The sequence below is a fragment of the Fischerella sp. genome (assembly GCF_013388695.1).
In the GTDB taxonomy this organism is placed as follows: Bacteria; Cyanobacteriota; Cyanobacteriia; order Cyanobacteriales; family Nostocaceae; genus PCC9605.
In genome coordinates this window covers 1-22,020 of the sequence record NZ_JACAEU010000065.1, presented here as the reverse complement: position 1 = coordinate 22,020, position 22,020 = coordinate 1, and the positions used below count along the sequence as shown (strand labels likewise).

The 22,020-nt window shown below is 43.4% G+C and carries 17 protein-coding genes and 2 pseudogenes; 10 read left to right on the top strand and 9 right to left on the bottom strand.

The window, feature by feature from the left end:
- Positions 1–60: 60 nt before the first annotated feature.
- The gene (locus HXY43_RS09095) at positions 61–759 is read right to left on the bottom strand and encodes a DapH/DapD/GlmU-related protein (RefSeq protein WP_290882507.1); all 699 of its coding nucleotides are present in this window, start codon (positions 757–759) and stop codon (positions 61–63) included.
- A 1,487-nt stretch (positions 760–2,246) separates the two neighbouring features.
- Between HXY43_RS09095 and glgP the strand changes: the two genes are divergently transcribed.
- On the top strand, positions 2,247–4,898 hold the full coding sequence (gene glgP / locus HXY43_RS09090; RefSeq protein WP_290882465.1) for an alpha-glucan family phosphorylase: 2,652 nt from the start codon (positions 2,247–2,249) through the stop codon (positions 4,896–4,898).
- 72 nt (positions 4,899–4,970) lie between these two features.
- Here the strand turns inward: glgP and HXY43_RS09085 are convergent, their stop codons facing one another.
- Entirely contained in the window at positions 4,971–5,735 is a 765-nt protein-coding gene (locus tag HXY43_RS09085; protein ID WP_290882504.1) for a DUF429 domain-containing protein, read from the bottom strand.
- 123 nt (positions 5,736–5,858) lie between these two features.
- Between HXY43_RS09085 and glgA the strand changes: the two genes are divergently transcribed.
- Positions 5,859–7,337, top strand: a complete 1,479-nt coding sequence (glgA, locus tag HXY43_RS09080) for a glycogen synthase GlgA (protein ID WP_290882463.1) — start codon at positions 5,859–5,861, stop codon at positions 7,335–7,337.
- A gap of 117 nt (positions 7,338–7,454) precedes the next feature.
- Here glgA and HXY43_RS09075 read toward each other — a convergent pair whose 3' ends face one another.
- Positions 7,455–8,453 carry a D-glycerate dehydrogenase gene (locus HXY43_RS09075; protein ID WP_290882461.1) on the bottom strand — a complete coding sequence of 333 codons (999 nt, stop codon included), beginning with the start codon at positions 8,451–8,453 and terminating at the stop codon, positions 7,455–7,457.
- A gap of 266 nt (positions 8,454–8,719) precedes the next feature.
- On the opposite strand from HXY43_RS09075, the gene aroC reads away from it, so the two are divergent.
- The 6 genes from aroC to HXY43_RS09045 all read left to right on the top strand — a co-directional run bounded on the left by aroC (position 8,720) and on the right by HXY43_RS09045 (position 13,723).
- Positions 8,720–9,808 carry a chorismate synthase gene (gene aroC / locus HXY43_RS09070; RefSeq protein WP_290882459.1) on the top strand — a complete coding sequence of 363 codons (1,089 nt, stop codon included), beginning with the start codon at positions 8,720–8,722 and terminating at the stop codon, positions 9,806–9,808.
- A 231-nt stretch (positions 9,809–10,039) separates the two neighbouring features.
- On the top strand, positions 10,040–10,294 hold the full coding sequence (locus tag HXY43_RS09065) for a SemiSWEET family sugar transporter (RefSeq protein ID WP_290882457.1): 255 nt from the start codon (positions 10,040–10,042) through the stop codon (positions 10,292–10,294).
- Between the two features lie 65 nt (positions 10,295–10,359).
- The gene (locus HXY43_RS09060) at positions 10,360–12,003 is read left to right on the top strand and encodes a radical SAM protein (protein ID WP_290882455.1); all 1,644 of its coding nucleotides are present in this window, start codon (positions 10,360–10,362) and stop codon (positions 12,001–12,003) included.
- 35 nt (positions 12,004–12,038) lie between these two features.
- Positions 12,039–12,227 carry a CPXCG motif-containing cysteine-rich protein gene (locus HXY43_RS09055; RefSeq protein ID WP_290882452.1) on the top strand — a complete coding sequence of 63 codons (189 nt, stop codon included), beginning with the start codon at positions 12,039–12,041 and terminating at the stop codon, positions 12,225–12,227.
- Positions 12,228–12,244: 17 nt separating this feature from the next.
- Positions 12,245–12,691 (top strand): SRPBCC family protein, encoded by a 447-nt coding sequence (locus tag HXY43_RS09050; protein WP_290882450.1) that lies wholly within the window; start codon positions 12,245–12,247, stop codon positions 12,689–12,691.
- A gap of 267 nt (positions 12,692–12,958) precedes the next feature.
- Positions 12,959–13,723: a hypothetical protein gene (locus tag HXY43_RS09045; RefSeq protein WP_290882447.1), complete on the top strand. Its 765-nt coding sequence runs from the start codon at positions 12,959–12,961 to the stop codon at positions 13,721–13,723.
- A 226-nt stretch (positions 13,724–13,949) separates the two neighbouring features.
- Here HXY43_RS09045 and HXY43_RS09040 read toward each other — a convergent pair whose 3' ends face one another.
- From HXY43_RS09040 to HXY43_RS09025, 4 genes and pseudogenes are all read right to left on the bottom strand, one after another.
- The gene (locus HXY43_RS09040) at positions 13,950–14,774 is read right to left on the bottom strand and encodes an SDR family oxidoreductase (RefSeq protein ID WP_290882501.1); all 825 of its coding nucleotides are present in this window, start codon (positions 14,772–14,774) and stop codon (positions 13,950–13,952) included.
- Positions 14,735–15,358 (bottom strand): annotated as a pseudogene (locus HXY43_RS09035) (DUF2834 domain-containing protein); the annotation flags it as partial. The gene HXY43_RS09040 and the pseudogene HXY43_RS09035, both read right to left, overlap by 40 nt.
- Positions 15,355–16,446: a heat-inducible transcriptional repressor HrcA gene (hrcA, locus tag HXY43_RS09030; protein WP_290882444.1), complete on the bottom strand. Its 1,092-nt coding sequence runs from the start codon at positions 16,444–16,446 to the stop codon at positions 15,355–15,357. The gene hrcA and the pseudogene HXY43_RS09035, both read right to left, overlap by 4 nt.
- Before the next feature lie 427 nt (positions 16,447–16,873).
- Positions 16,874–17,233: a rhodanese-like domain-containing protein gene (locus tag HXY43_RS09025; RefSeq protein WP_290882441.1), complete on the bottom strand. Its 360-nt coding sequence runs from the start codon at positions 17,231–17,233 to the stop codon at positions 16,874–16,876.
- Positions 17,234–17,529: 296 nt separating this feature from the next.
- Here HXY43_RS09025 and HXY43_RS09020 point away from each other — a divergent pair, with 296 nt between their 5' ends.
- Both HXY43_RS09020 and HXY43_RS09015 read left to right on the top strand, forming a co-directional pair.
- Positions 17,530–19,176 (top strand): DUF3352 domain-containing protein, encoded by a 1,647-nt coding sequence (locus tag HXY43_RS09020; protein WP_290882439.1) that lies wholly within the window; start codon positions 17,530–17,532, stop codon positions 19,174–19,176.
- Positions 19,173–19,361, top strand: coding sequence for a hypothetical protein (locus tag HXY43_RS09015; protein WP_290882437.1), 189 nt, complete (start codon positions 19,173–19,175; stop codon positions 19,359–19,361). The genes HXY43_RS09020 and HXY43_RS09015 overlap by 4 nt, the downstream gene beginning before the upstream one ends.
- A gap of 36 nt (positions 19,362–19,397) precedes the next feature.
- On the opposite strand, the gene HXY43_RS09010 is transcribed toward HXY43_RS09015, so the two are convergent.
- Together HXY43_RS09010 and HXY43_RS09005 are read right to left on the bottom strand one after the other, a co-directional pair.
- Positions 19,398–20,870: an alpha-amylase family glycosyl hydrolase gene (locus tag HXY43_RS09010; RefSeq protein WP_290882435.1), complete on the bottom strand. Its 1,473-nt coding sequence runs from the start codon at positions 20,868–20,870 to the stop codon at positions 19,398–19,400.
- A gap of 199 nt (positions 20,871–21,069) precedes the next feature.
- Positions 21,070–22,020, bottom strand: a pseudogene (locus tag HXY43_RS09005) (glucosidase); the annotation flags it as partial.

The following is a 22,020-nucleotide window of genomic DNA, read 5'->3' as shown; positions in this document are numbered from 1 at the left end:
TCTCGTTACCAGGTTCAACCTGGTAACTAGGGTTTCATAAGAAGGATTTTGATACCAGTATCAATCTCTGGAGTTTATTAGTAGTTCATCACAAATTCGGCTTTTAACTACTTTTGCAGGTATTCCTACAGCAACGGAGTAGGGAGGAATATCTTTAGTAACAACTGCTCCTGCACCAATCACACTACCTTTGCCAATAGTGACTCCATCTAATACTGTTACCCCGTGTCCTAGCCAACAGTCATCTTCTATGACAATCCCCTTGCAAGTAATGCCTTGCTCTGCAATATATTTCGTAGGATCTGCAAAATTATGATTATTGGCAAATATTCCTGTATTGGCTGCAATTAGACAGCGTTTGCCAATTTTTACATCTCCCGGGCCAGTTATAGAAACACCAGGACCAATAAATGTCTCTTGATCGATGTGGATGTGGGTATCGTCTAAAGCACCGATGTCTACATTTTTCTCAAGAGCAACGCTATTTTCTAGACAAACTCTATTATTCTCGTGCCCTCTGGCATCTATGCGAACGCCTTTGAAAATATGGGCACCACTACCAATTTCAATACAAGACGCATTGAGAAATTCAACATCATTTTGAATATAAACAGAATTATCTAATCGGGCAAAAATCAGACGATATAGCGAGTTTCGCAGTTTAGGACCAAAAGCGATGGTTGGAATATTTCCTAGCAAGTTAATTAATAAAACTTCTTTAAAACGGTTCATTTTTTTCCAATATAGCTGTTGTTTCATAGTTAGACTACTCTCTATTTTTGGTATTTTCGTAATTTTTGTCTGTACTTTATTCACTGTATTACCATTATGCATTTATCATCTATTGATAATTATTTGGAATGGTATACAAAAGCTTTGATGATTTTTGGTTTGCTTTTTAGAAAATAAACCCAAAAACATAAGCAATGAGAAGCTATCTTTCAGTAAGTTTTGATAAAACTTGCATTTAAATCCACAAAACTTACTTAGTTTTACCTGCAACTAATATCAAATTTACTGTTAGATAAAAATGGTTCAGACAAATGGCAATCAGAATAAACCCGCTTGTAGATTACCAATCTGAGTCTGAATAGACTTGATATTAATTGTGTCTGCTGATGAGCAAGTTTTGCAGCAGTACGCAGGATAAAATAGAGGACACTGCTTGTTTACTGCCAGAATAAATTTCTCAGAGAATACCAGGATTTGGTAAATGCAACTATCAGACTATCCAGCTGTAAAAGCTGGCAGACGAGAGAGGCTATTCTTCAATTTATAAGGCAAAGCAGGAAAGATTCCTACGAAACTGCCTGTAGAGAATAATTACCATAAACCTACTCCCTGCTAGGCAGTTTTAATCTTTCCGATGTGTACTTAAACAAGCAACTCTTTCCACAAAACTACATTTGTTGAAACATCCTCAGTTATAAACAAAGCTTTTGCTTTTCATCAACAGAATGTAGTTTTTGATTTTTTGTCTACGCACAGCAAATTCAGGGTGGAATGTCTCCAACTTCAGACATCACATTCAGCTTAAGTGCAAACAAGTATGCACTTCCTCTGTTTATGTGACGGCTTTGTTGCAGCCAATTTTTACTATGTGCTGCTTTTATCATGACGCACGTAGACTATACTATAGACCAAGCAAATTGCTGTTTTTAGATATATTGAGCCAGATTTAAAATGACCACATCTCTCTTTTAGCATAGTTTATTTCCTTAGATCGGAATAAAAAGGTTAGTTTAAAAATTTTTATCATTGCTGACGTTTGGATTAAGCCAGTATTTTGCGATCGCACAGCACAAAGAAGTATGCCCTACATAACAAAAAAGAGATTACCTCCTACTAGGGATAGATTTGTAAGATAGAAGAAATAGAGGAGAAGGCAGAAGGGACTAATTTCATTTATGAAGAAAATCAGAAAAAGCTTTTTAGGGAAATCTCTACCTGATTTTTAACATTCACTCTGCTTGCTCTGTAAAGTCAGAAATCAAGATTTAAGGAGAAAATAGGGCTATAATTGTGACTTTACCTATATTTTCCTGTTAGCTTCTCCGTGGATTTAGAGTTTCCATCTTTTCTGTTTGGGTCTGTTTGGGACTCTGTACTCAGAAAAACAATTATGAGAAGAGTTTTCAATGCTTAACAATATTGAAGACGATTTACAAACAGAGTATAAAAAATTGGCAACATTAACAAAAGACAGACAACAATAGCGATAGCTAGACTTGGAGTTATGCTGACCTATGCAGCCAATTCGCACATTCAACGTTTCTCCTTCCTTACCTCCGCGACTTGAACCACTGCGGAAGTTAGCATATAACTTGCATTGGGATTGGAACGTTGAAACTAAAGACTTATTTCGCCGTTTAGATCCCGATTTGTGGGAATCCAGCCATCATAACCCTGTTTTGATGCTGGGAACCATTAGCCAAGCGCGACTGATGGAAGTAGTAGAAGATGAAGGCTTTCTGGCGCAAATGGATCGTGCCGCCTCGCAGCTAGAAGACTATTTTAAAGAGCGCACTTGGTACCAGAAAACGAGAGAAAAGGGATCGGGGACTAGGGATAAGGGACAAGTAGGACAAGCGAGAAATTCTCCCTTGTCTTTTCCCGATCCCCAATCCCCAATCCCCGATCCCCGATTCCCAGAATGCTACGCCTATTTTTCTGCTGAATTTGGGCTTGTAGATTGTTTGCCTATCTATTCTGGAGGTTTAGGCGTACTAGCTGGCGATCACCTTAAATCTGCCAGTGACTTAGGACTGCCTCTTGTGGGAGTAGGCTTGCTGTACCAACAAGGGTACTTTGCCCAATATTTGAATGCAGATGGCTGGCAGCAAGAACGCTACCCGATTAACGACTTTTACAATATGCCTCTGCACCTAGAACGAAATCCGGATGGTTCAGAACTGCGGATTGCAGTAGATTATCCAGGGCGCACTGTGTACGCTAGAGTTTGGCGCGTACAGGTGGGAAGGGTGCCGTTGTATATGCTCGACACTAACATTGAACCCAACAATCCTTACGATCACGATATCACCGACCAACTTTACGGTGGTGATATTGATATGCGTATCCACCAAGAAATGATGCTGGGTATCGGTGGGGTCAGGATGTTAAAAGCGCTGGGGTATAATGTCACAGCCTACCACATGAATGAAGGACACGCGGCGTTCTCTGCTCTGGAACGCATCCGCATCCTGATTGAGGAACAAGGACTGAGTTATGCCGAAGCCCGGCAAGTGGTAGGTTCTACAAATATCTTTACTACCCATACGCCAGTGCCAGCTGGAATCGACTTGTTTTCCCCAGACAAAGTTTTGCACTACCTAGGGCATTATGCAGATATCTTTGGCTTGGGCAAAGACCAATTTCTAGCACTAGGGCGAGAAAATACGGGTGATTTATCTGCGCCTTTCAGTATGGCAGTATTGGCACTCAAGATGGCGGCGTTTTCTAACGGTGTGGCACAGCTGCACGGTACGGTGTCGCGGCAGATGTTTAAGGGCTTGTGGACTGATGTGCCCGTAGAGGAAGTGCCAATTAATGCGATTACTAACGGTGTGCATGCCCGTAGTTGCGTCGCTAAATCGACTCAGGAGTTGTACGATCGCTATCTCGGCCCAAATTGGTCATCTGCACCAACCGATCACCCCCTGTGGGATCGCATGGACGCCATTCCCGATGAAGAGTTGTGGCGCAATCACGAGCGCTGCCGCTTGGATATGATCTTATATGTGCGGGAGCGTTTAGTCAGACATTTACGCGATCGCGGTGCTTCCCCCAGTGAAATTGCCCAAGCCCAAGAAGTCCTCGATCCTTACGTTTTAACGATTGGCTTTGCTCGTCGTTTTGCTACCTACAAACGTGCTACTCTCTGGATGAGAGACGTAGAGCGTATCAAGCAGATTTTGTTGGGTAACAAACACCGCAAAGTCCAATTTGTCATTGCTGGGAAAGCACACCCCAAAGATATTCCTGGTAAAGAACTCATCCGCGACATCAATCATTTCATCCGCGAACAGGGTTTGGAAAAACAGATTGTGTTTGTTCCAAATTACGACATATATATTTCTCGGTTGATGGTAGCGGGTTGTGATGTCTGGTTAAATACACCGCGTCGTCCCCGTGAAGCCTCTGGTACTAGCGGTATGAAAGCGGCGATGAATGGATTGCCGAATTTAAGCGTGCTTGATGGTTGGTGGGATGAAGCTGACTATGTCCGTACCGGTTGGGCAATAGGACATGGCGAAATTTATGACGATCCTATTTATCAGGATGAAGTAGAAGCCAATGCCCTGTACGACATCTTAGAAAAAGAAGTCGTACCGCTGTTTTACGATCGCGATGCGGATGGCTTGCCAAGACGCTGGATTGACAAAATGAAGGATGCAATCCGGTTGAATTGTCCGTTCTTTAATACAGCCCGGATGGTAGGAGAATATGCACAGCGAGCATATTTTCCAGCCAGCGATCGCTACTATACCCTCTATAGCGATAACTATGCTCCAGCGAAAGAACTGGCGGCTTGGAAAGCGAAACTTACCGACCATTGGTACGACATCAAGATCAAAGATATTGATGTATCTGTAGGGCCTGATATTGAGGTTAACCAAACTGTTGCTGTCAAAGCCAAGGTTGACTTGGCAACTCTGACGAATAATGACGTACAGGTAGAGTTATATCAAGGCTCAATAGATGCCAATGGTGAAATTGTCAACGGTATACCCGTGGTAATGGAATACCAAGGAGAAGATACACAAGGACTCAGTATTTACACGGCTAATGTCATATATACCACCTCTGGTTTACAAGGCTTATCTTTGCGTGTATTGCCTAAACATAAGTACCTTTCTAGTCCCTATGAACCAAGGTTGATTCTCTGGGCGCAGTAAACGATTAGGGATTGGGGCATCGGGCAAGGGGCATCGGGCATAGTAAAAATCAGTGCTTCAATCCCCAATCCCCTACATTCTTTGGGGAATGACAATATAACCAGTGGTGCGATCGCCCAACACCAAGTTACGTTGTTCTCCCCAATACCACCAATGTGCGCCTACGTAAGCGCAGATCAGGCTATCTAGTTTGTCTTCGGCTGCTTTGAGTGCTGCGCCTGCGGTGGGGATTTCGAGAAGAATAAATAGATGGGGTGATGGGGTGATGGGGGGATGGGGTGATGTCCGATCAAACGCCAAAGGTGGTTTAAGAGTAGGTAAGATATCAAGAATGTAATTTTGGAGTTTACTTAATTCTAAGCGACGCTCATTGAGGCGTCCTTTTTTATATTTGAGGATGCGTTCTAAGCCGAATAGATGAACTATGGCGGGGTGAGGAAAGACTTCTATTTGATATCTACCGGGTTTTTGCGGTTCGATGGTGGGTGCGTGGACAAAACCACGAGTTTCTAATTCTAAGCCAAAGTTGACGGTGCGTTCTGCAAAGGGAAGACTGAGATTGGCAGGATAGCATCCAGCGTGATATTTGCCAAAGTGTTTGTGGGTGAGTTTGTCAGGTAAGCGACTTCCGGTAGTGTTGGGGATGATGGTAGGTGCGTCTACGGCAATGATGGCACTTTCACCTGGTAAAACATAGCTATCAATCCAGGTGAGGATATCTGCGATGGATTCTTTGCGGTCTATGTCTAAAATGTGTAATTGATTGTCTGACCATTCTAAACAACATAGTCCGCTTGGTTGCGATTTCCAGCCTAAATCGATACCGATAAATTTCATTATGATTGGGCGTGCATTCAAAGTTTTTTCTTATCACCCAGCTAATCCCTTGTCAATGAGTACATTTTTCATGTACTGATTGGAATATAGTAAATATGAAGTTTTGTGAAGCGAGAGCTAGGGATGTACATTGTACAGATTGCCTCGGAATGTGCTCCTGTGATTAAAGCAGGAGGTTTAGGGGATGTTGTTTACGGTCTGAGTCGGGAATTAGAGACGCGGGGGCATTGCGTCGAGATGATTCTGCCCAAGTATGATTGTATGCGCTACGACCATATTTGGGGACTTCATGATGCCTATTTAAACTTGTGGGTACCCTGGTATGGTGGTGCAATTCACTGTTCTGTGTACTGCGGTTGGGTACATGGAAGAGTGTGTTTCTTTATTGAACCCCATTCTCAAGATAATTTCTTTAATCGGGGCTGCTACTACGGTTGCGATGATGACAATATGCGCTTTGCGTTCTTCAGCAAAGCGGCTTTGGAATTTCTGCTTCAAAGTAATAAGCGACCCGATGTGATTCATTGCCATGACTGGCAGACAGGTTTAGTTCCAGTCATGCTCTATGAGATGTACAAGTATTATGGGATGGAGTATCAACGGGTTTGCTACACCATCCACAACTTTAAGCATCAGGGAATAGGCGGTGCAGATACTCTCTGGGGAACAGGCTTAAATCGCGAACCTTATTACTTCCAATACGATAAGCTGCGTGACAATTTTAACCCCTTTGCCTTGAACTTTATGAAAGGGGGCATTGTTTACTCGAATGCTGTAACCACAGTTTCACCCCACCATGCTTGGGAAGCCCGTACTACGGATGTTGGCTGTGGTTTAGGTCATACCTTGCATTTGCACCAAGATAAATTCACTGGGGTTCTCAACGGTATTGATTACGATTTTTGGAATCCTGAAATCGATCGCTACATTCCTTATAACTATACACGGGATGATTTTGAACAAAAAGTATATAACAAAAAAGCTCTACGAGAGCGGCTCATGCTCCGCCATGCTGACAAACCAATTATTGCTTACATCGGTCGGTTAGATCATCAAAAAGGCGTGCATCTTGTTCATCACGCCATTTATCACGCACTCAACAAAGAAGCGCAATTTGTATTACTAGGTTCAGCAACAGAACCAGGAATCAATGCTCATTTCCAACACGAAAAACAATTTTTAAACAGTAACCCCGATGTGCATTTAGAATTAGGCTTTAACGAAGAATTATCCCACTTAATTTATGCAGGGGCAGATATGATTATTGTCCCCAGCAATTACGAACCCTGTGGGTTAACACAGATGATTGGTTTGAAGTACGGCACAGTACCGATTGTTCGGGGCGTGGGTGGACTGGTAAATACCGTATTTGACCGAGACTACGACCAGAATGTACCACCAGAACAACGCAATGGCTATGTGTTTTACGAAACAGATCATCATGCCTTAGAGTCAGCAATGGATCGGGCGATCGCACTGTGGTACGAATATCCTGAAGAGTTCCGCAAACTCGCCATTACAGGTATGGAGTATGACTACTCGTGGAACTATCCTGGAGCAGATTATGTAGAGATTTACGACAGGATAAAACACAAGTGGTAAGTAGCTGTAAATAAGCGTATTTCTCGTAGTGACTGTTAGTGGATAGTGGATAGTGGTTATCAACTAACTACCAACCACTAACCACCAACCAATGTAGAGACGTGCCATGGCACGTCTCTACAACCACCAACCACCAACCACATCGTAAACTTCCGGGTTAACGCAATAAGGTAATCTTTCTCCCTTCAACCCAGCAATCAAATTATCAATTGCCATATTTGCCATTTTTTCCCGTGTCTGGCAGCTAGCACTGCCGATGTGAGGAGTAATAATTAAGTTATCAAGAGTCAGCAATGGGCTATCAATTGGTATTGGTTCTGGTTCCGTGACATCGATCGCAGCACCCGCAATTTCACCACTGCTTAATGCTTGGTACAAAGCATCTGAGTCTACAATTGCTCCCCTTGCTGTATTAATGAGAATGGCAGATGGCTTCATCAGTGCAAATTGCGGTTCGCCAAACAGATGATAAGTATCGTCAGATAAAGGCGTATGAATGGTGACAAAATCTGACTCTTGCAACAACTGTTCAAACTTAACAAACTCTACACCTAGCGATTGTTCTAATTCTGGATCGCATCTATGTCTACTGGTGTAAAGAATTCGCATATTAAAACCTTTAGCACGACGAGCGATCGCCTGACCAATACGCCCAAAACCAACAATCCCCAACGTCGCACCTGTTACGTTTGGCCCCAGTAATAAATCCGGTTCCCAAGTCCGCCACTCCCCCGCACGGGTAAACCGATCTCCCTCCACCACTCGCCGTGCAGCTGCCATCAATAACGCCCAAGTTAAGTCAGCAGTCGCATCTGTCAAAACACCTGGAGTGTGACCGACAGGAATCTGCCGTGTCGTTGCAGCTGGGATATCAATGTTATCGTACCCCACAGCCATCTGACTAATCACCTTCAGTGACATTCCAACTTCTATCAATTGTCTATCAACCTGGTCAGTCAGCAAACACAGTAACCCATCTATTTCTCGCACCTTTGCCAGCAAAACTTCATAAGGAGGCGGTTCGCGTCCCATCCAAACTTCAACATTCGCAATTTCTTGCAGTCGTTGTAAATCAGTTGGTAGACGGCGAGTAACAAAAACTCTAGCTTGGGGCATAATTACAAACAAACACTATACTTAATTTTGTTTTATTTTGAGCATCCTTCATTTTCAGAACAAAAATAATACAGCAATCCTACTCTCTCCTCTTCTCTTCCTTTGTGTCCTTTGTGGTAGCCTGCGGCAAGCCGCTGCGCGTCTACGTTAAAAAATATATTTTTCACAACTCAAAAAAAACCACCTGTATCGTAAAACTTTTATCTTAGTGCTTCTAACAAAACTTCATGTAATATAAATAGTCGAGACAATACCTCCTCAACATCATGGGCAACACATTTGGACATCTATTTCGCGTCACCACTTTTGGCGAGTCCCACGGCGGCGGTGTGGGAGTTGTCATTGATGGTTGTCCTCCCCGACTAGAAATTTCAGCAGAGGAAATCCAAGTAGAACTAGATAGGAGACGTCCAGGACAAAGTAAAATTACCACGCCTCGCAAAGAAGAAGACAAATGTGAAATCCTCTCCGGTGTATTTGAAGGCAAAACCCTGGGCACGCCGATCGCAATTTTAGTACGCAACAAAGACACTCGCCCCCAAGATTATGATGAAATGGCGCTGAAGTATCGCCCATCCCATGCAGACGCAACCTATGATGCCAAATATGGTATCCGCAACTGGCAGGGTGGCGGGAGGTCATCGGCGCGGGAGACAATCGGTAGAGTAGCAGCAGGGGCGATCGCCAAAAAAATCCTTCGTCAAATTACAGGTGTAGAAATCATCGCTTACGTCAAGCGCATCAAAAATTTAGAAGGCGTCATTGATCCCAACATCGTTACTTTAGAACAAGTTGAAAGCAATATTGTCCGCTGTCCCGATCCCGAATGCGCCGAACGGATGATTGAATTAATCGAAGAAATCCGGCGGGAAGGCAATTCTATTGGTGGTGTGGTGGAATGTGTAGCGCGAAATTTACCCAAAGGTTTAGGCGATCCAGTCTTCGATAAATTAGAAGCGGATCTAGCCAAAGGAGTAATGTCTCTCCCTGCTAGCAAAGGATTTGAAATTGGTTCTGGTTTTGCAGGAACACTACTCACAGGCTTTGAACATAACGACGAATTTTATATTGATGAAGGCGGCGAAATTCGTACCCGCACTAACCGTTCCGGCGGAATTCAAGGCGGAATTTCTAACGGTGAAAATATTATTATTCGTGCAGCATTTAAACCAACAGCAACGATTAGAAAAGAGCAGAAAACAGTAACTAATGAGGGTGAAGAAACAATCTTAGCAGGCAAAGGACGTCACGATCCTTGTGTGTTACCACGTGCAGTCCCAATGGTTGAGGCGATGGTGGCGCTAGTGCTGTGCGACCATTTATTGCGGCATCATGGGCAGTGTCAGGTGTTGTAGAAAATACGGGGTTTGTAAAGATAATTTTTACTCTTAGAAAGTCGGCAGGAAGTAGCGAAATATCTACTTTGTGTCTTTGTGCCTACCCTGCGGGAAGCCGCTGCGCGTCTATGTGCTGAAAAAATAATTTTTGAAACACCAAGACACTAAGACACCAAGAAATTTTCATTTGCTAGATTTACACTTTGAAAGGGCTGGGGTTGAATCTAAATTTTTTAAGGGTTGCATCCAATGGACTTTGTGACAATTTTAGGATTAGTTGCTGCTAGCTTCACGACATTTGCCTTTTTGCCGCAGATGATTAAAACATGGCAGACAAAATCAGCTAAAGATGTTTCATACACGATGCTGATTATTTTTATAATTGGTATTTTTTTATGGTTATTATATGGAATTTTTCGTCATGATGTAGCTATTATTATTGCCAATTTTATTATTTTAATTTTGAATCTCATAATTTTATGGCTTAAAATTAAATATAGATAGCAACACAGGGGATTCAGTGATTTTCTATCCCCCAAACCCGATTCTCTATTCCCTAAAAAACATCTGTGACATCATCTGTATTCGCTGCTGAACGCCTTCTATTTACCCCCGCTACTCCTGACACCAACGCTATTCCCACTATCTTCGCCTTTCCCAATGAGTATAGTGTGGGCATCACTAGTCTTGGCTATCAGGTGGTGTGGGCGACTTTGGCGATGCGTGCAGATGTGCAGGTGAGTCGCCTCTTCACCGATACTCACGAACAACTGCCAAGACAGCCAGAATTACTTGGTTTTTCGATGTCGTGGGAATTGGATTATGTGAATATTTTGAATTTGTTGGAATCTCTGGAAATTCCTATCCGGGCAATTGCTCGTAAAGATCATCATCCCATAGTTTTTGGTGGTGGACCTGTCTTGACTGCTAACCCCGAACCCTTCGCAGATTTTTTTGATGTCATTTTATTGGGGGATGGGGAAAACCTGCTGGATAATTTTATCAATGCTTATAAAGCAGTTAGAAATGCTGATAGGCAAACTCAACTAAAAGCACTCGCACAAGTACCAGGAATTTATGTTCCTTGTTTGTATGAGGTGGAATACCACGATGTCGATGGTGCGATTAAGTCAATCAATCCTATTTCACCAGAAATTCCCGCTGTAGTACAAAAGCAAACTTATCGAGGCAATACTTTATCAGCATCAACGGTGGTGACTGAAAAAGCAGCTTGGGAAAATATTTACATGGTGGAAGTGGTGAGAAGTTGCCCAGAAATGTGTCGTTTCTGTTTGGCAAGTTATCTCACTTTGCCTTTTAGAAGTGCGAGTTTGGAAGGTTCGTTAATTCCGGCAATTGAAAGAGGTTTAGAAGTCACAAATCGGCTAGGATTACTAGGCGCTTCAGTTACTCAGCATCCAGAGTTCGAGAGTTTATTAGATTATATTAGTCAGCCAAAATACGATGATGTTCGTCTTAGCATTGCTTCAGTGCGAACCAATACTGTAACGGTGCAGTTAGCACAAACTTTGGCGAAACGAGATACTAAATCCCTCACCATTGCTGTAGAAAGTGGTTCGGAGAGATTACGGCAAATTATTAACAAAAAGCTGCACAACGATGAAATTATCCAAGCTGCGGTAAATGCTAAAGCTGGAGGATTAACGGGTTTAAAACTCTATGGGATGGTGGGAATTCCTGGTGAAGAACCAGAGGATTTAGATGCTACCGTGACAATGATGCGTAATATGAAAAAAGCTGCTCCTGGTTTGCGGTTAACACTGGGATGCAGTACTTTTGTACCCAAGTCACATACGCCCTTTCAGTGGCTTGGGGTGAATCGGCAAGCGGAAAAGCGGTTGCAATTATTACAAAAACAGCTAAAGCCCCAGGGGATAGACTTTCGCCCAGAAAGTTACAATTGGTCTATAATTCAGGCTCTATTATCGAGGGGCGATCGCCGATTGTCAAAACTTTTAGAACTTACTCGCAACTTTGGTGATTCTTTGGGTAGCTACAAGCGTGCTTTTAAAGAACTTAAGGGAACACTCCCCGATTTAGATTTCTACGTTTATGCTAACTGGTCAACAGAGCAAGTCTTGCCTTGGAGTCACTTGCACGGCCCCCTGCCACAGTCTACACTACTAAAACACTTGGCAGATGCAACAAGTCAATTCAAATCATCCATAAAGGAACTACAGCCGTTAAAATAGTAGATTCTTGGAACTGAAAGAGAGAATTAGTTTCGATGCAAAATACAGCAGAGTATTACTGCGCCTATTGTGGGGAAGAAAATTTAACTTTTGTTGATTTGAGTGGCGGGGGACAGCAATCTTACATAGAAGATTGTCAAGTTTGCTGTCGTCCTAATATTTTGTATATCCGTGTCGATGAAGACACTCTTGATATCGAGATTGATACTGAATACGAAGGCTGAATTTGAGGTTTTTCTCAATGCTGGACTTTAAATACTCCTCAGTGATTAATGCACCAGTAGAAGTAGTTTGGCGATTTCACGAAAGACCAGATGTTTTGCAACTGCTTAACCCCCCTTGGCAACCAGTACAAGTAGTCCGGCGGGAGGGAGGATTGGGCGTTGGTGCTGTCACCGAGTTTCGCCTTTTTCTTGGGCCATTGCCTTTGCGTTGGTTAGCGCGTCACACTGAATACGAAGAATATCACCTGTTTACTGACGAACAGATATCCGGGCCTTTTGACCATTGGGTACATCGACATCATTTTGAACCTGAAAATGGCAAAACCAGATTGACTGATGAGATTTCCTTTTCTTTGCCTGGTGGACAACCAATTGAATTTCTGGGTGGTTGGTTAGTACAGGTGCAACTAGAAGCAATGTTTCGCTATCGCCACCATATAACTAGACGGGAATGCGAGTCTTAATAAGTCAAGAATCAATGATTAATAGTTCCCACCAACAACCAACCACCAACAACCAACCACTAACCACTAACTACTAACAGTCATAACAATAATTTTATTTAACAATTACTTTTTTAAAAAAATATCAAAGTCCTGGACTTTTAGTTGTACTGGACATTTTTCTCATAGGATAATAATTTTAGTTTTTCCTCCGTTAAAACACTGATAATTTAACGCCACAGACTAATAGTCCGCGGCGGTGATTTTACTGTTTAAAACTTTAAAAACATGAATTTTTTACAATCTATATTCCCTCACAAAGGAACTTTCAAGTTAGCCTTCGTGGGTATGGCTTGCCTATTGTTTTTCATACCTTTGGTAAAGGCTGAAGAACAGGTAAAAAGAGAAACTGCATCAGTAAACAAACTAAGTAATAACCTAGTGCAACTCTCTCAACAAAAAGTTTGCCCTTCTGTTGAACTGCTACCAACACGTAGTTTTGAGACAGATAAATATTATGTGTTTATTTGTAGGGGAAATCAAAAAAGCCCTCTTGGATATTACGTACGTTTTACTAAAAATGGAGGTACTAAAATTACAATTCCTGTAAGTAGCAAAATTGGTGAAACTTACCTTGCTACAAAAGGTGAAGCTACATACGTGGTGACACCTTACGAATTAGTAGTAACCAAAGTAAATAGGCGCGATCGCGTTATTTTTAGAGAAAAAGTGAATAATGCGATCGCGGCTGATGGTCAACCTTTAGCGAGGGCTTGTCCTGATGGTAATACTACCTTTGTGGAAGCAGAAACCAAAAACTTTATTGTGTATATTTGCGGTAGAGAAGTACCTGATAGTTATGTAGCTGTTGCTAGAAATGGGAATAACAGAATTGCTCTCCCACTGCAAAAATATAATTCCAGTGGGAATATGGAAGATAGTCAGTATGTTGCTGTGAATGGTGATATACGTTACATTCTCACCCGCAAATTATTAAAAGTTTCTCGTGATGGTCGAAATATAGTCAAAGAAAAAGTTTTGCATTGGAATTAACATTCTGATGTAATGGTTATGCGTTATGAGCAGTTGTAGTATGAGTTAGTAGCTTCGCCACAGCGTCCGAGGTTGTTGATTCCACAGTCTGAGGAGTAGAGTAAGAAGAATAACTTAGTACAGCTTTGCTTTAAACGCAGAGGCACGCAGAGTAACCGCAGAGGCTCGCAGAGTCTAATTAGTTACAAATTTGTGCAATGTTGTACTTAGCAATCCCAATCAGGTTTTATTTATCCTGATTTTTGAAGATTTGTCGAGAAGCCCACTGGAATAAACCAGGAAATAACCGATTAACCGCTTGTGAAAAGTTGGCGGAACCAACGAATACTTCAGATTTCTGATCCTTGACTGCATCCCAGATGGCATTTGCCACATCTGTTGGTTTCTCCACCACAGGATTTTTCAGAATGTCTTCTATTTGTTGGCAACGGCTTTGGGTATCTTGCTCATCCTTACCTCGAATAATTGCCCGTTCCATGAAATGACTTTTAATCAAATTTGGATAAATCCCACAAACGTGAATTCTTTTCGGTTTTAATTCTGCGTGCAACGCTTCTGTTAAACCTGTAACAGCAAACTTACTTGTACAGTAAGGAACTAAGTAAGCAGTAGGCACTTTACCACCAATGGAACTTACATTGACGATTGTTCCTTTTCCTCTTTGGAGAAAATGAGGCAGAAGGGCATTAATTGTGTGGATATATCCCCAGAGATTAGTATCTATAACTTTATGCCAATCTTCCAGCGAAAACTCTTCTACTGGTGCTGATGCATAAATACCTGCATTATTCACTAGCACATCGATATAACCATAATGGTCTAACGCTTTTTCGATTAGTGCATTCACCTGTGCAGGATCTGTAACATCACAAGCAAATGTCAGTGGTGCTTTCCCACCAAGGTTTTGCAATTCCTGCGCCGCAGCTTGCAAGCGATCGCCATGACGCGCTGCAAGTACAAGGTCATATCCTTTACGGGCGAATAAAACAGCTGTTGCTTTGCCAATACCTTTAGCGATGGACGCAAGCAGAGATAAGCAAGTGGGCCAAATAACGGCACAAGTGCCACAGCCCAAAATATGAGGGGATTACTCAATCCTCGCCGCGCCATATCATTTCCAACCAAGGCAGGAAATAATAGGCAAAGTAAGATGAAATCCCAGCTCATCACATGGATAAAGCGGCTAGTTTGCCACTGTTGCACAAAATCACCCCAATCTCCTTGCCCTAAACCATAGCCAACTAAAATAGTCGTACCTATGGTTAAAACAATACCAGTCCAGCGAGAATCAAGTAGCTTGATAAGAGTATTCTTTTCGCCAGAAAATTGTGTCTTTGGTTCGCGTAGGGCTAAGTAGGGCAAAACGGCAAACGCCCCTACTGCAAAAGATACAGCCGCAAACAACCAAGCCGGAATTTTTTGTCCTCTACCATCAATAAGCATAACTGCACTGTAAATTACAGGCCAGATGCCCATGATATTGAACAATGCAATGACTAGGGGATTTATACCTTGCCATTGACCAGTAGAAAGATTTTTAATCAACTCGAATGTATCAGGTTGATTGGGAGGCGCAAACAAAAAGGCATAGGCAATAATTCCCAGCCATAGCAACCCAAAGCCAATTTTTATCATGAGGGATTTAAATAGCTCAAAGTTTCCGATAAATAATCAGCAGCAGCCGCAACAACTGCGATCGCTCCTTCATAATCGAGGCGTGTTGGGCCCAAAACCCCTACACTCCCTACTTGTACTGAACCACGACGATAGGTAGAAGAAATTAAGCTACAGTTACGTATTGGTTCGAGAGGATTTTCGGAACCAATCCTTACTGTTACCCGTGGTTTACCCACTTCTTCTGCCTCTGGCTCTTCAAATATTAATCGCCACAGTTGTTCTTGTTCTTCCTCCAACAGCTGGATGATTGTTTGCACTTGTTGTAGTTGCGAAAATTCCGGCTGACGCAAAACTTCTGCCATACCGCGAATCATGATTTGAGTAGCGCCTGGTGTGAAACTACGGCGGCTGAATTCGGTGAGGGAATTTTTCAAATATTCACCATAGTGCTGAAACTCTCGATCCAATTCGCTCCAGTCAAGGCTAGCTAACTCTAACAGACTGCGCCCCCGCAAGTGACTATTTAAAAAGTTAGAAACAATCTGCAACTCGCGATCTATTACTTCTGGATCTAGTTGTGTTTCTTTGCGTGTTGGTGGTAAATCCATTAACGCTGAATGTGTTTCATAGCTATCTGTCACCACAATCAGCATTACTTTTCCCGAGTCTATTTGCACTAATTGCAGATGTCGTAACAGCGCACTAACATTTTGTGGCATGGTTATTAAGCTGATGCAGCCACTCAAAGTTGCCAAAATTTGAGCAGCTCCTTGCAGTAAGGCTTCTAAGCTTCTATCTTCCCAGTTCAGGCGGTGTTGCAGTGCTTCTTCTACTTGTCGCGCCAAACTCTCAGAAGGCGTAATCAACTGATCGACATAAATGCGATAGCCAGAATCTGAAGGTACTCGTCCAGCAGAAGTATGCGGTTGGTAAAGTAGCCCAGCTTTTTCTAACATTCCCATCACGTTGCGAATCGTTGCTGAGCTAACACCCAAATTGAATTCTTCAACTAGGGCTTTAGAACCAACAGGCTCTGCTGTGGCAATGTAATGACGTACTGTTGCCCAAAGTATATGTTGTTGTCGATTTGTTAGCTGAACTTGCATAGCTAATATTTACCGAAGCGAAATTTTAATCAATTTTTGAAAAAAGAAAATTTTTATTGAGATAAAAACAAAAAGCGTTAATAATAGTTAAGCAAAATAGCAAATTCTTGACGTATCCAGAAATACGTAACAACAATATTGACTGTTTTACTTCTAGCCAAAGTATATTTAATATAGCTTTACAATTTCAAGCAAAGCGGATAATCAATGAAACCCTTCACAGTCTTACTTGTGTATATTTTCATAAAGATCGTGATGAAGCTGTACTGATAAATACTAATTTGCTGGGTTGCGGAAATCACGAGGTAGACAAGATAGACAAAACGTTCGCACCAGACAGAAATAGTTTAGCTTTTCTGTCTAAAGCCCTGAATTTATTTAGTCTTGAGTTTAGAGTAGCAAAAGCAATTTGATTAGTCAGTCCGAGCTAATACACAGGAATTGAAGGGTCAACTAAGGTTGAGTAGGCATCAATACCACCAGCAATATTTTTAACATTGGTGAATCCTTGAGCCATAAGCCACTGGCACATTTGGGCAGAACGAATGCCATGATGACAGATTACAAGGGTTTCAGCGTGGGGGTTTAAGCAGGTGTGGATTTCATTTGCCCAGCCAGCAAATTCACTCAGAGGAAAGTTGACAAAGCCCTCAATGCTAGCGATCGCCACTTCTTGTGGTTCGCGCACGTCCAACAGTTGAAGATCAGGCTCGGCTTTTGACAAACGCTGGGCTAGTTCTTCTACACTAATCTGAGCAAGGGGTTGACCAAAAGATTGACCTGTCATGAGGTTTCTGCAAACAATCCTGGATAATATCTATCTTGACAGAAAATCTTCACGTTGACCTGAGCATATACATCAGTACCATATTGCATAAGTTCGCGCGCAAAATTTTTGCACCAAGACTCTGCGATCCTCTGCGCTTACCTCCGCGAGCCTCTGCGTTTCAAAATTACGCAAAAATATACTTATTTTTCCAGAATAAACAAAGATTTCTCATTACAACCCTCTTCTGTGCTAGAGAAGGCGGTTTAATATTTGATGGTGTGAGCACCACCCAAAGCTGTTTATGTAAAAAAATTATGAAGCAAGGTTTATTCTTCCGTTCCCTAGCAGCGGTTTTTGCCATGCTGCTGTTGATTGGTATTTCTGGTTGTAACAGCTTGTCTAGTCAAAATCGTCTCGTGGGATTAGGCGCAACTGCTGGACAGCCTGGTGCGGCAATTTTTGTGTCTCAACAAGCACCTGTGATGGCGTCACTGCTGGTGAATCCGGATAAGTTGCAGGCTTTAGAGCGTGATGGAGAACTGTCTAAGCTGAAAACCAGCTTATTAGCTAGCACTGATGTAGATTACAAACAAGATATTCAACCTTGGCTAGGAAACGAAATTACCTTGGCTGTGACAACCCTAGACATCGATCGCGATCCTACAAACGGACGCCAACCAGGGCATTTAATTGCATTAGCCACCAAAAAACCGGAGAAAAGCCGTGAGTTTGTGGATTTGTTGTTTTCCAAACGAGCGATCGCAGGGACAAACTTAACTACTGAACAGTATAAAGGCGTAAAGCTGATTTATGATGATGCTCAGCCAGAGAAGCTGCTTGCTGGTGCAGCTGTGGGCGATGAGTTTGTCTTGTTTGCCAACGATCCAAAAGTGCTGCGAGAAGCAATTAATAACGTCCAGGCTCCCGATCTAAATTTGAACGCCTCTAGCAAATATCAGCAAGCCATTAAACAACTACCCAAAGGTGCACTGGCTACAGCGTTTCTGAATCTACCCCGCGTGGCAGAATGGCAAGGTTTAAAACTACCAGAAAATACAACCTATGACAGTGAAATTATTTCCTTAGTACTAGCCAACAAGGGATTGCTGGCGGAAACCACTTTAGTAGCAAAAGCAGAGACTTTACCGCCATTAGAGCAACTATCTAAACCAGTTGACGCATTGCAATATATTCCAGCATCAGCAGGTTTGGCAATTGCTGGCACGAATTTGAGTAATTTAGGCAATAGCAATTTAGCTCAGTTCTGGCAACAAGTAACAGCAGCCCTATCCGGTTCCAATCAAAATGCAGTCTCTCAATTGCTGCAACCTGTGCAAGGCTTGGACATTAATTTAAAAGAAGATATTTTTAGCTGGGTGCAAGGAGAATATGCCATCGGATTGTTACCTCGCCCAGAACAAGCAAATCCTGATTTTATTTTTGTTGTAGAAAAAACTGAAGCAACACCAGCAGGAATTTCTCGTTTAGATGCGATCGCATCCTCAAAGGGACTGACACTAAATACTTTTGACCTAGACAAGCAAAATATCTCAGCTTGGACACAAATAAAAGCTGCTAAAGTAGCCAATGCTCAAAAGCCAGGAAAATACAAAATTGAAGCAAAGGTGTACGGAGTACATACTACTCAAGGAAATTACGAGATTTTTGCTTCCAATCTAGAGACAATGAATGAAGTCCTCAATGCCAAGGATAATTCTTTAAGTAGCGATCGCAAATTCCGAAACAATATAGCCGCTATTCCCCAACCCAACCAAGGCTACGTCTTTCTCGATTGGGCAACAAGTCGAGAAATATTGGAGAATCAACTACCAATTCTCAAACTAGCGGAAATACTAGCAAAACCCTTTTTCCAAAACCTGCGATCGCTAACAATCAGCAGTTACGATGGCGATACAGGATTATTTAAGGGCGGCATATTCTTTCAATTAGATAGTTTGTGAAAATCAGTAGACTGAAAAGTTTTGCGATCGCCAAAAATCGCCAGAAATGGCGAGCACGAGCAGCAAGTAAATTTTTAACTGATTGGCTCATGAGGTTGCTACCAAATTCTCCAGGGGTCGTTTTGCAATACACTTATCAGGTTATTTGCCCAAAGTCCAGCAACAAAGCAGCGATATGGCGATGAATGGCAATGGCATCTGAGCATAGCCCCGTTACCTGGCTATGGCTGTAGATCAAACACATGGTAGCCCCATGCTGGCATGTCGAAATAGAGACCTGAAACCAGACTGTCGCCAGAGCGCTCATAAACAATGGAACTCATCAAATCCTTGAGGTGATATAGTTTGCCCGCTAAATCGTCGTCAGGCAGAGTGACGTAACACTGGCTCTGATGGGGTGCGTAGTTCACAATCACCAGCAACCTTTGTCGTCTGGGATCTTCCCAGGTAAAGCTGATGAAGTCATTCCATGTCCAGTTACCATCCCAGGCGGGGGTGCAGTTGAGTAGTTGCCAGGTGCCTTCTCGCAAAACTGGCAACCGCAGACAGGCTAGCAGTTTGCGGTAGAAGGTGTACAGTTCTTCGTCAATGGGTTCGCTGGGCCCACGTTGGAGATGCACCGAAATCTTGTGTTTGAAGCCGTCTAGCTGCCCCTGGTGCAGGAAGCGTAGACCCGGACTGAAAAAGGTGAGGATGGCGGCAGCGCGATGCACTTCTAGTGGAAAGGTAGCAGCAGCGCGAGGTTCGTCATGATTTTCCAGGAATCGAGCAGAGTTGTTCTGATAGTTTAGGTCTGCCCAAAAGTGTTCGCGCACGGGTTGGGCATGTTGTTCGCGCAGGCGATCGTAGAGGCGTTTGTCGTAGGTGTAATCGAAACCTTGTTGTTGCAGCGTCCATTCCAAATCCCAATAAACTTCTGCCATGAAGACGAAGCCGGGATGATGCTGCCGCACTTTGGGGATGGCGGTTTGCCAGAAGGGTTCTGCTGCAATGCCCCAGGTACGCTGGAAAATCTCTGGTAGAATCAGCATCGCCATATCGCATCGCACGCCATCACATAACTGAGCAATGGTCAACAATTCGCCTAGCATTGCCGCTTGCAGTGAGGGGTTGCCATAGTTGAGTTGGAGCGTATCAGGCCAACCTGCAAAGTAGGGGTCGCGTCCGTAGGCAAAGATGACTTCACCAGTGGGCAAAGACACTCGGCAATAGTTTTGAGGTTGTTGTGCCAGCAACGCTTCGGTTCCCTGGACAAAAAAATCGGGGTGAGTCTGCACCCAGCCATGATCGGGAGCCATGTGATTGGGAACGAAATCCAACATCAGTTTGAGTCCGTGCTGGTGGAGGCGATCGCGCAGTAGCTCTATGGCTGCGTTGCCACCCATGCGATCGCTGACAACGTAATCCTTAATGGCGAAACAGGAGCCACACACATCGTCTTCACTGAAGTCACTCAACAGTTGCCGATATTCCTCTAGCCACTCTGGGTTGGACAGAGAAACGCTTCGCCCCGCATCCCCCGTCTGCCAAACCCCCAGGAAATAAACCCAGTCAAATCCCAAACTGGCGATTTCATCCAGGGCTGCGTCGGGAATATCATCCAGAGTTGCGGGACGGTTCAATTGTTTAGACAGCAATTGTATCCAGACACGGGTGTTGACTTGATATAACACGGGATAGGTAGGTGTTGGCATGATTCGGAACCTTCAATCGTACTAGTGACTCAACTATTCACGCTGCTGGGGCGAGCCAAGAAAAAGCTCCAGCAAATTTTGCCCAACGACAATTTTGTTGAACCTGAGCAGAGCATAGGGCAAAAACCCTCTGATTGGCTAGGATCTTTGCTCGAATCCTCTGCCCCGCTGTTGACCTATGCAAGCAAACTACTTAAACTCAGTATTTTGTCAGTTCCCCGGGCGTTACAGTATCCAACACGGTTTTCTTGGTAAAATAGCCCAAACCTTGAATTAGTCTGGCAACGCAGCCAGTCCATCCAGTTTGGTGACTGGCACCAATTCCCGCCCCGTTATCTCCGTGGAAATACTCGTAGAACAGAATCAGATCGCGCCAGTGGGGGTCTGTCTGGAACTTCTCAGTACCGCCATAGACTGGACGGCGACCGGATTTATCCTTGAGGAAAATGCTCACAATCCGTTCGCTAATTTGCTGGGTGACATCAAACAGCGATAGGTACTTGCCAGATCCTGTAGGATATTCAACGGTAAAGGAATCGCCGTAGTAGGCATAAAGTTGAAACAGCGATCGCAACAGCAAGAGATTGACGGGCATCCAGATGGGGCCGCGCCAGTTGGAATTGCCGCCGAACATACCTGAGGTGGAGTCACCCGGAACGTATCCCACTTTGTACTCCTGTCCGGCGTGATAGAAGCAGTAGGGATGCTCTAAGTGATAGCGAGAGAGAGAGCGAATTCCGTAATCACTTAGGAACTCGGATTCATCCAGCATTATGGAGAGAACGCGGCGCAGTTTGTCTTTGTTCAAGATAGACAGCATCAGCCGCTCCCGTTCGCCAAACTGATTGGGGAGATGAACATTTTGAGTCAGTTCGGGGTGCTGCATAATGAACTTTTGTGCCTCTGCTTTAAAGCGCGGCAGCTTGTCAAAGGCTTCACGCGGGAAGACAGAAACTGCCATCAGCGATAATAAACCCACCAACGATCGCACTTTTAAGCGGGTGGAATTGCCGTCAGGAAAGCGCAGCACATCGTAGAAGAAGCCGTCTTCTTCATCCCAAAGTTCGTCTTGGTATTCACCAATCCGATCCATAGCTCCAGCAATCCACATGGTATGCTCAAAAAACTTGATCGCAAAGTCTTCGTAGAG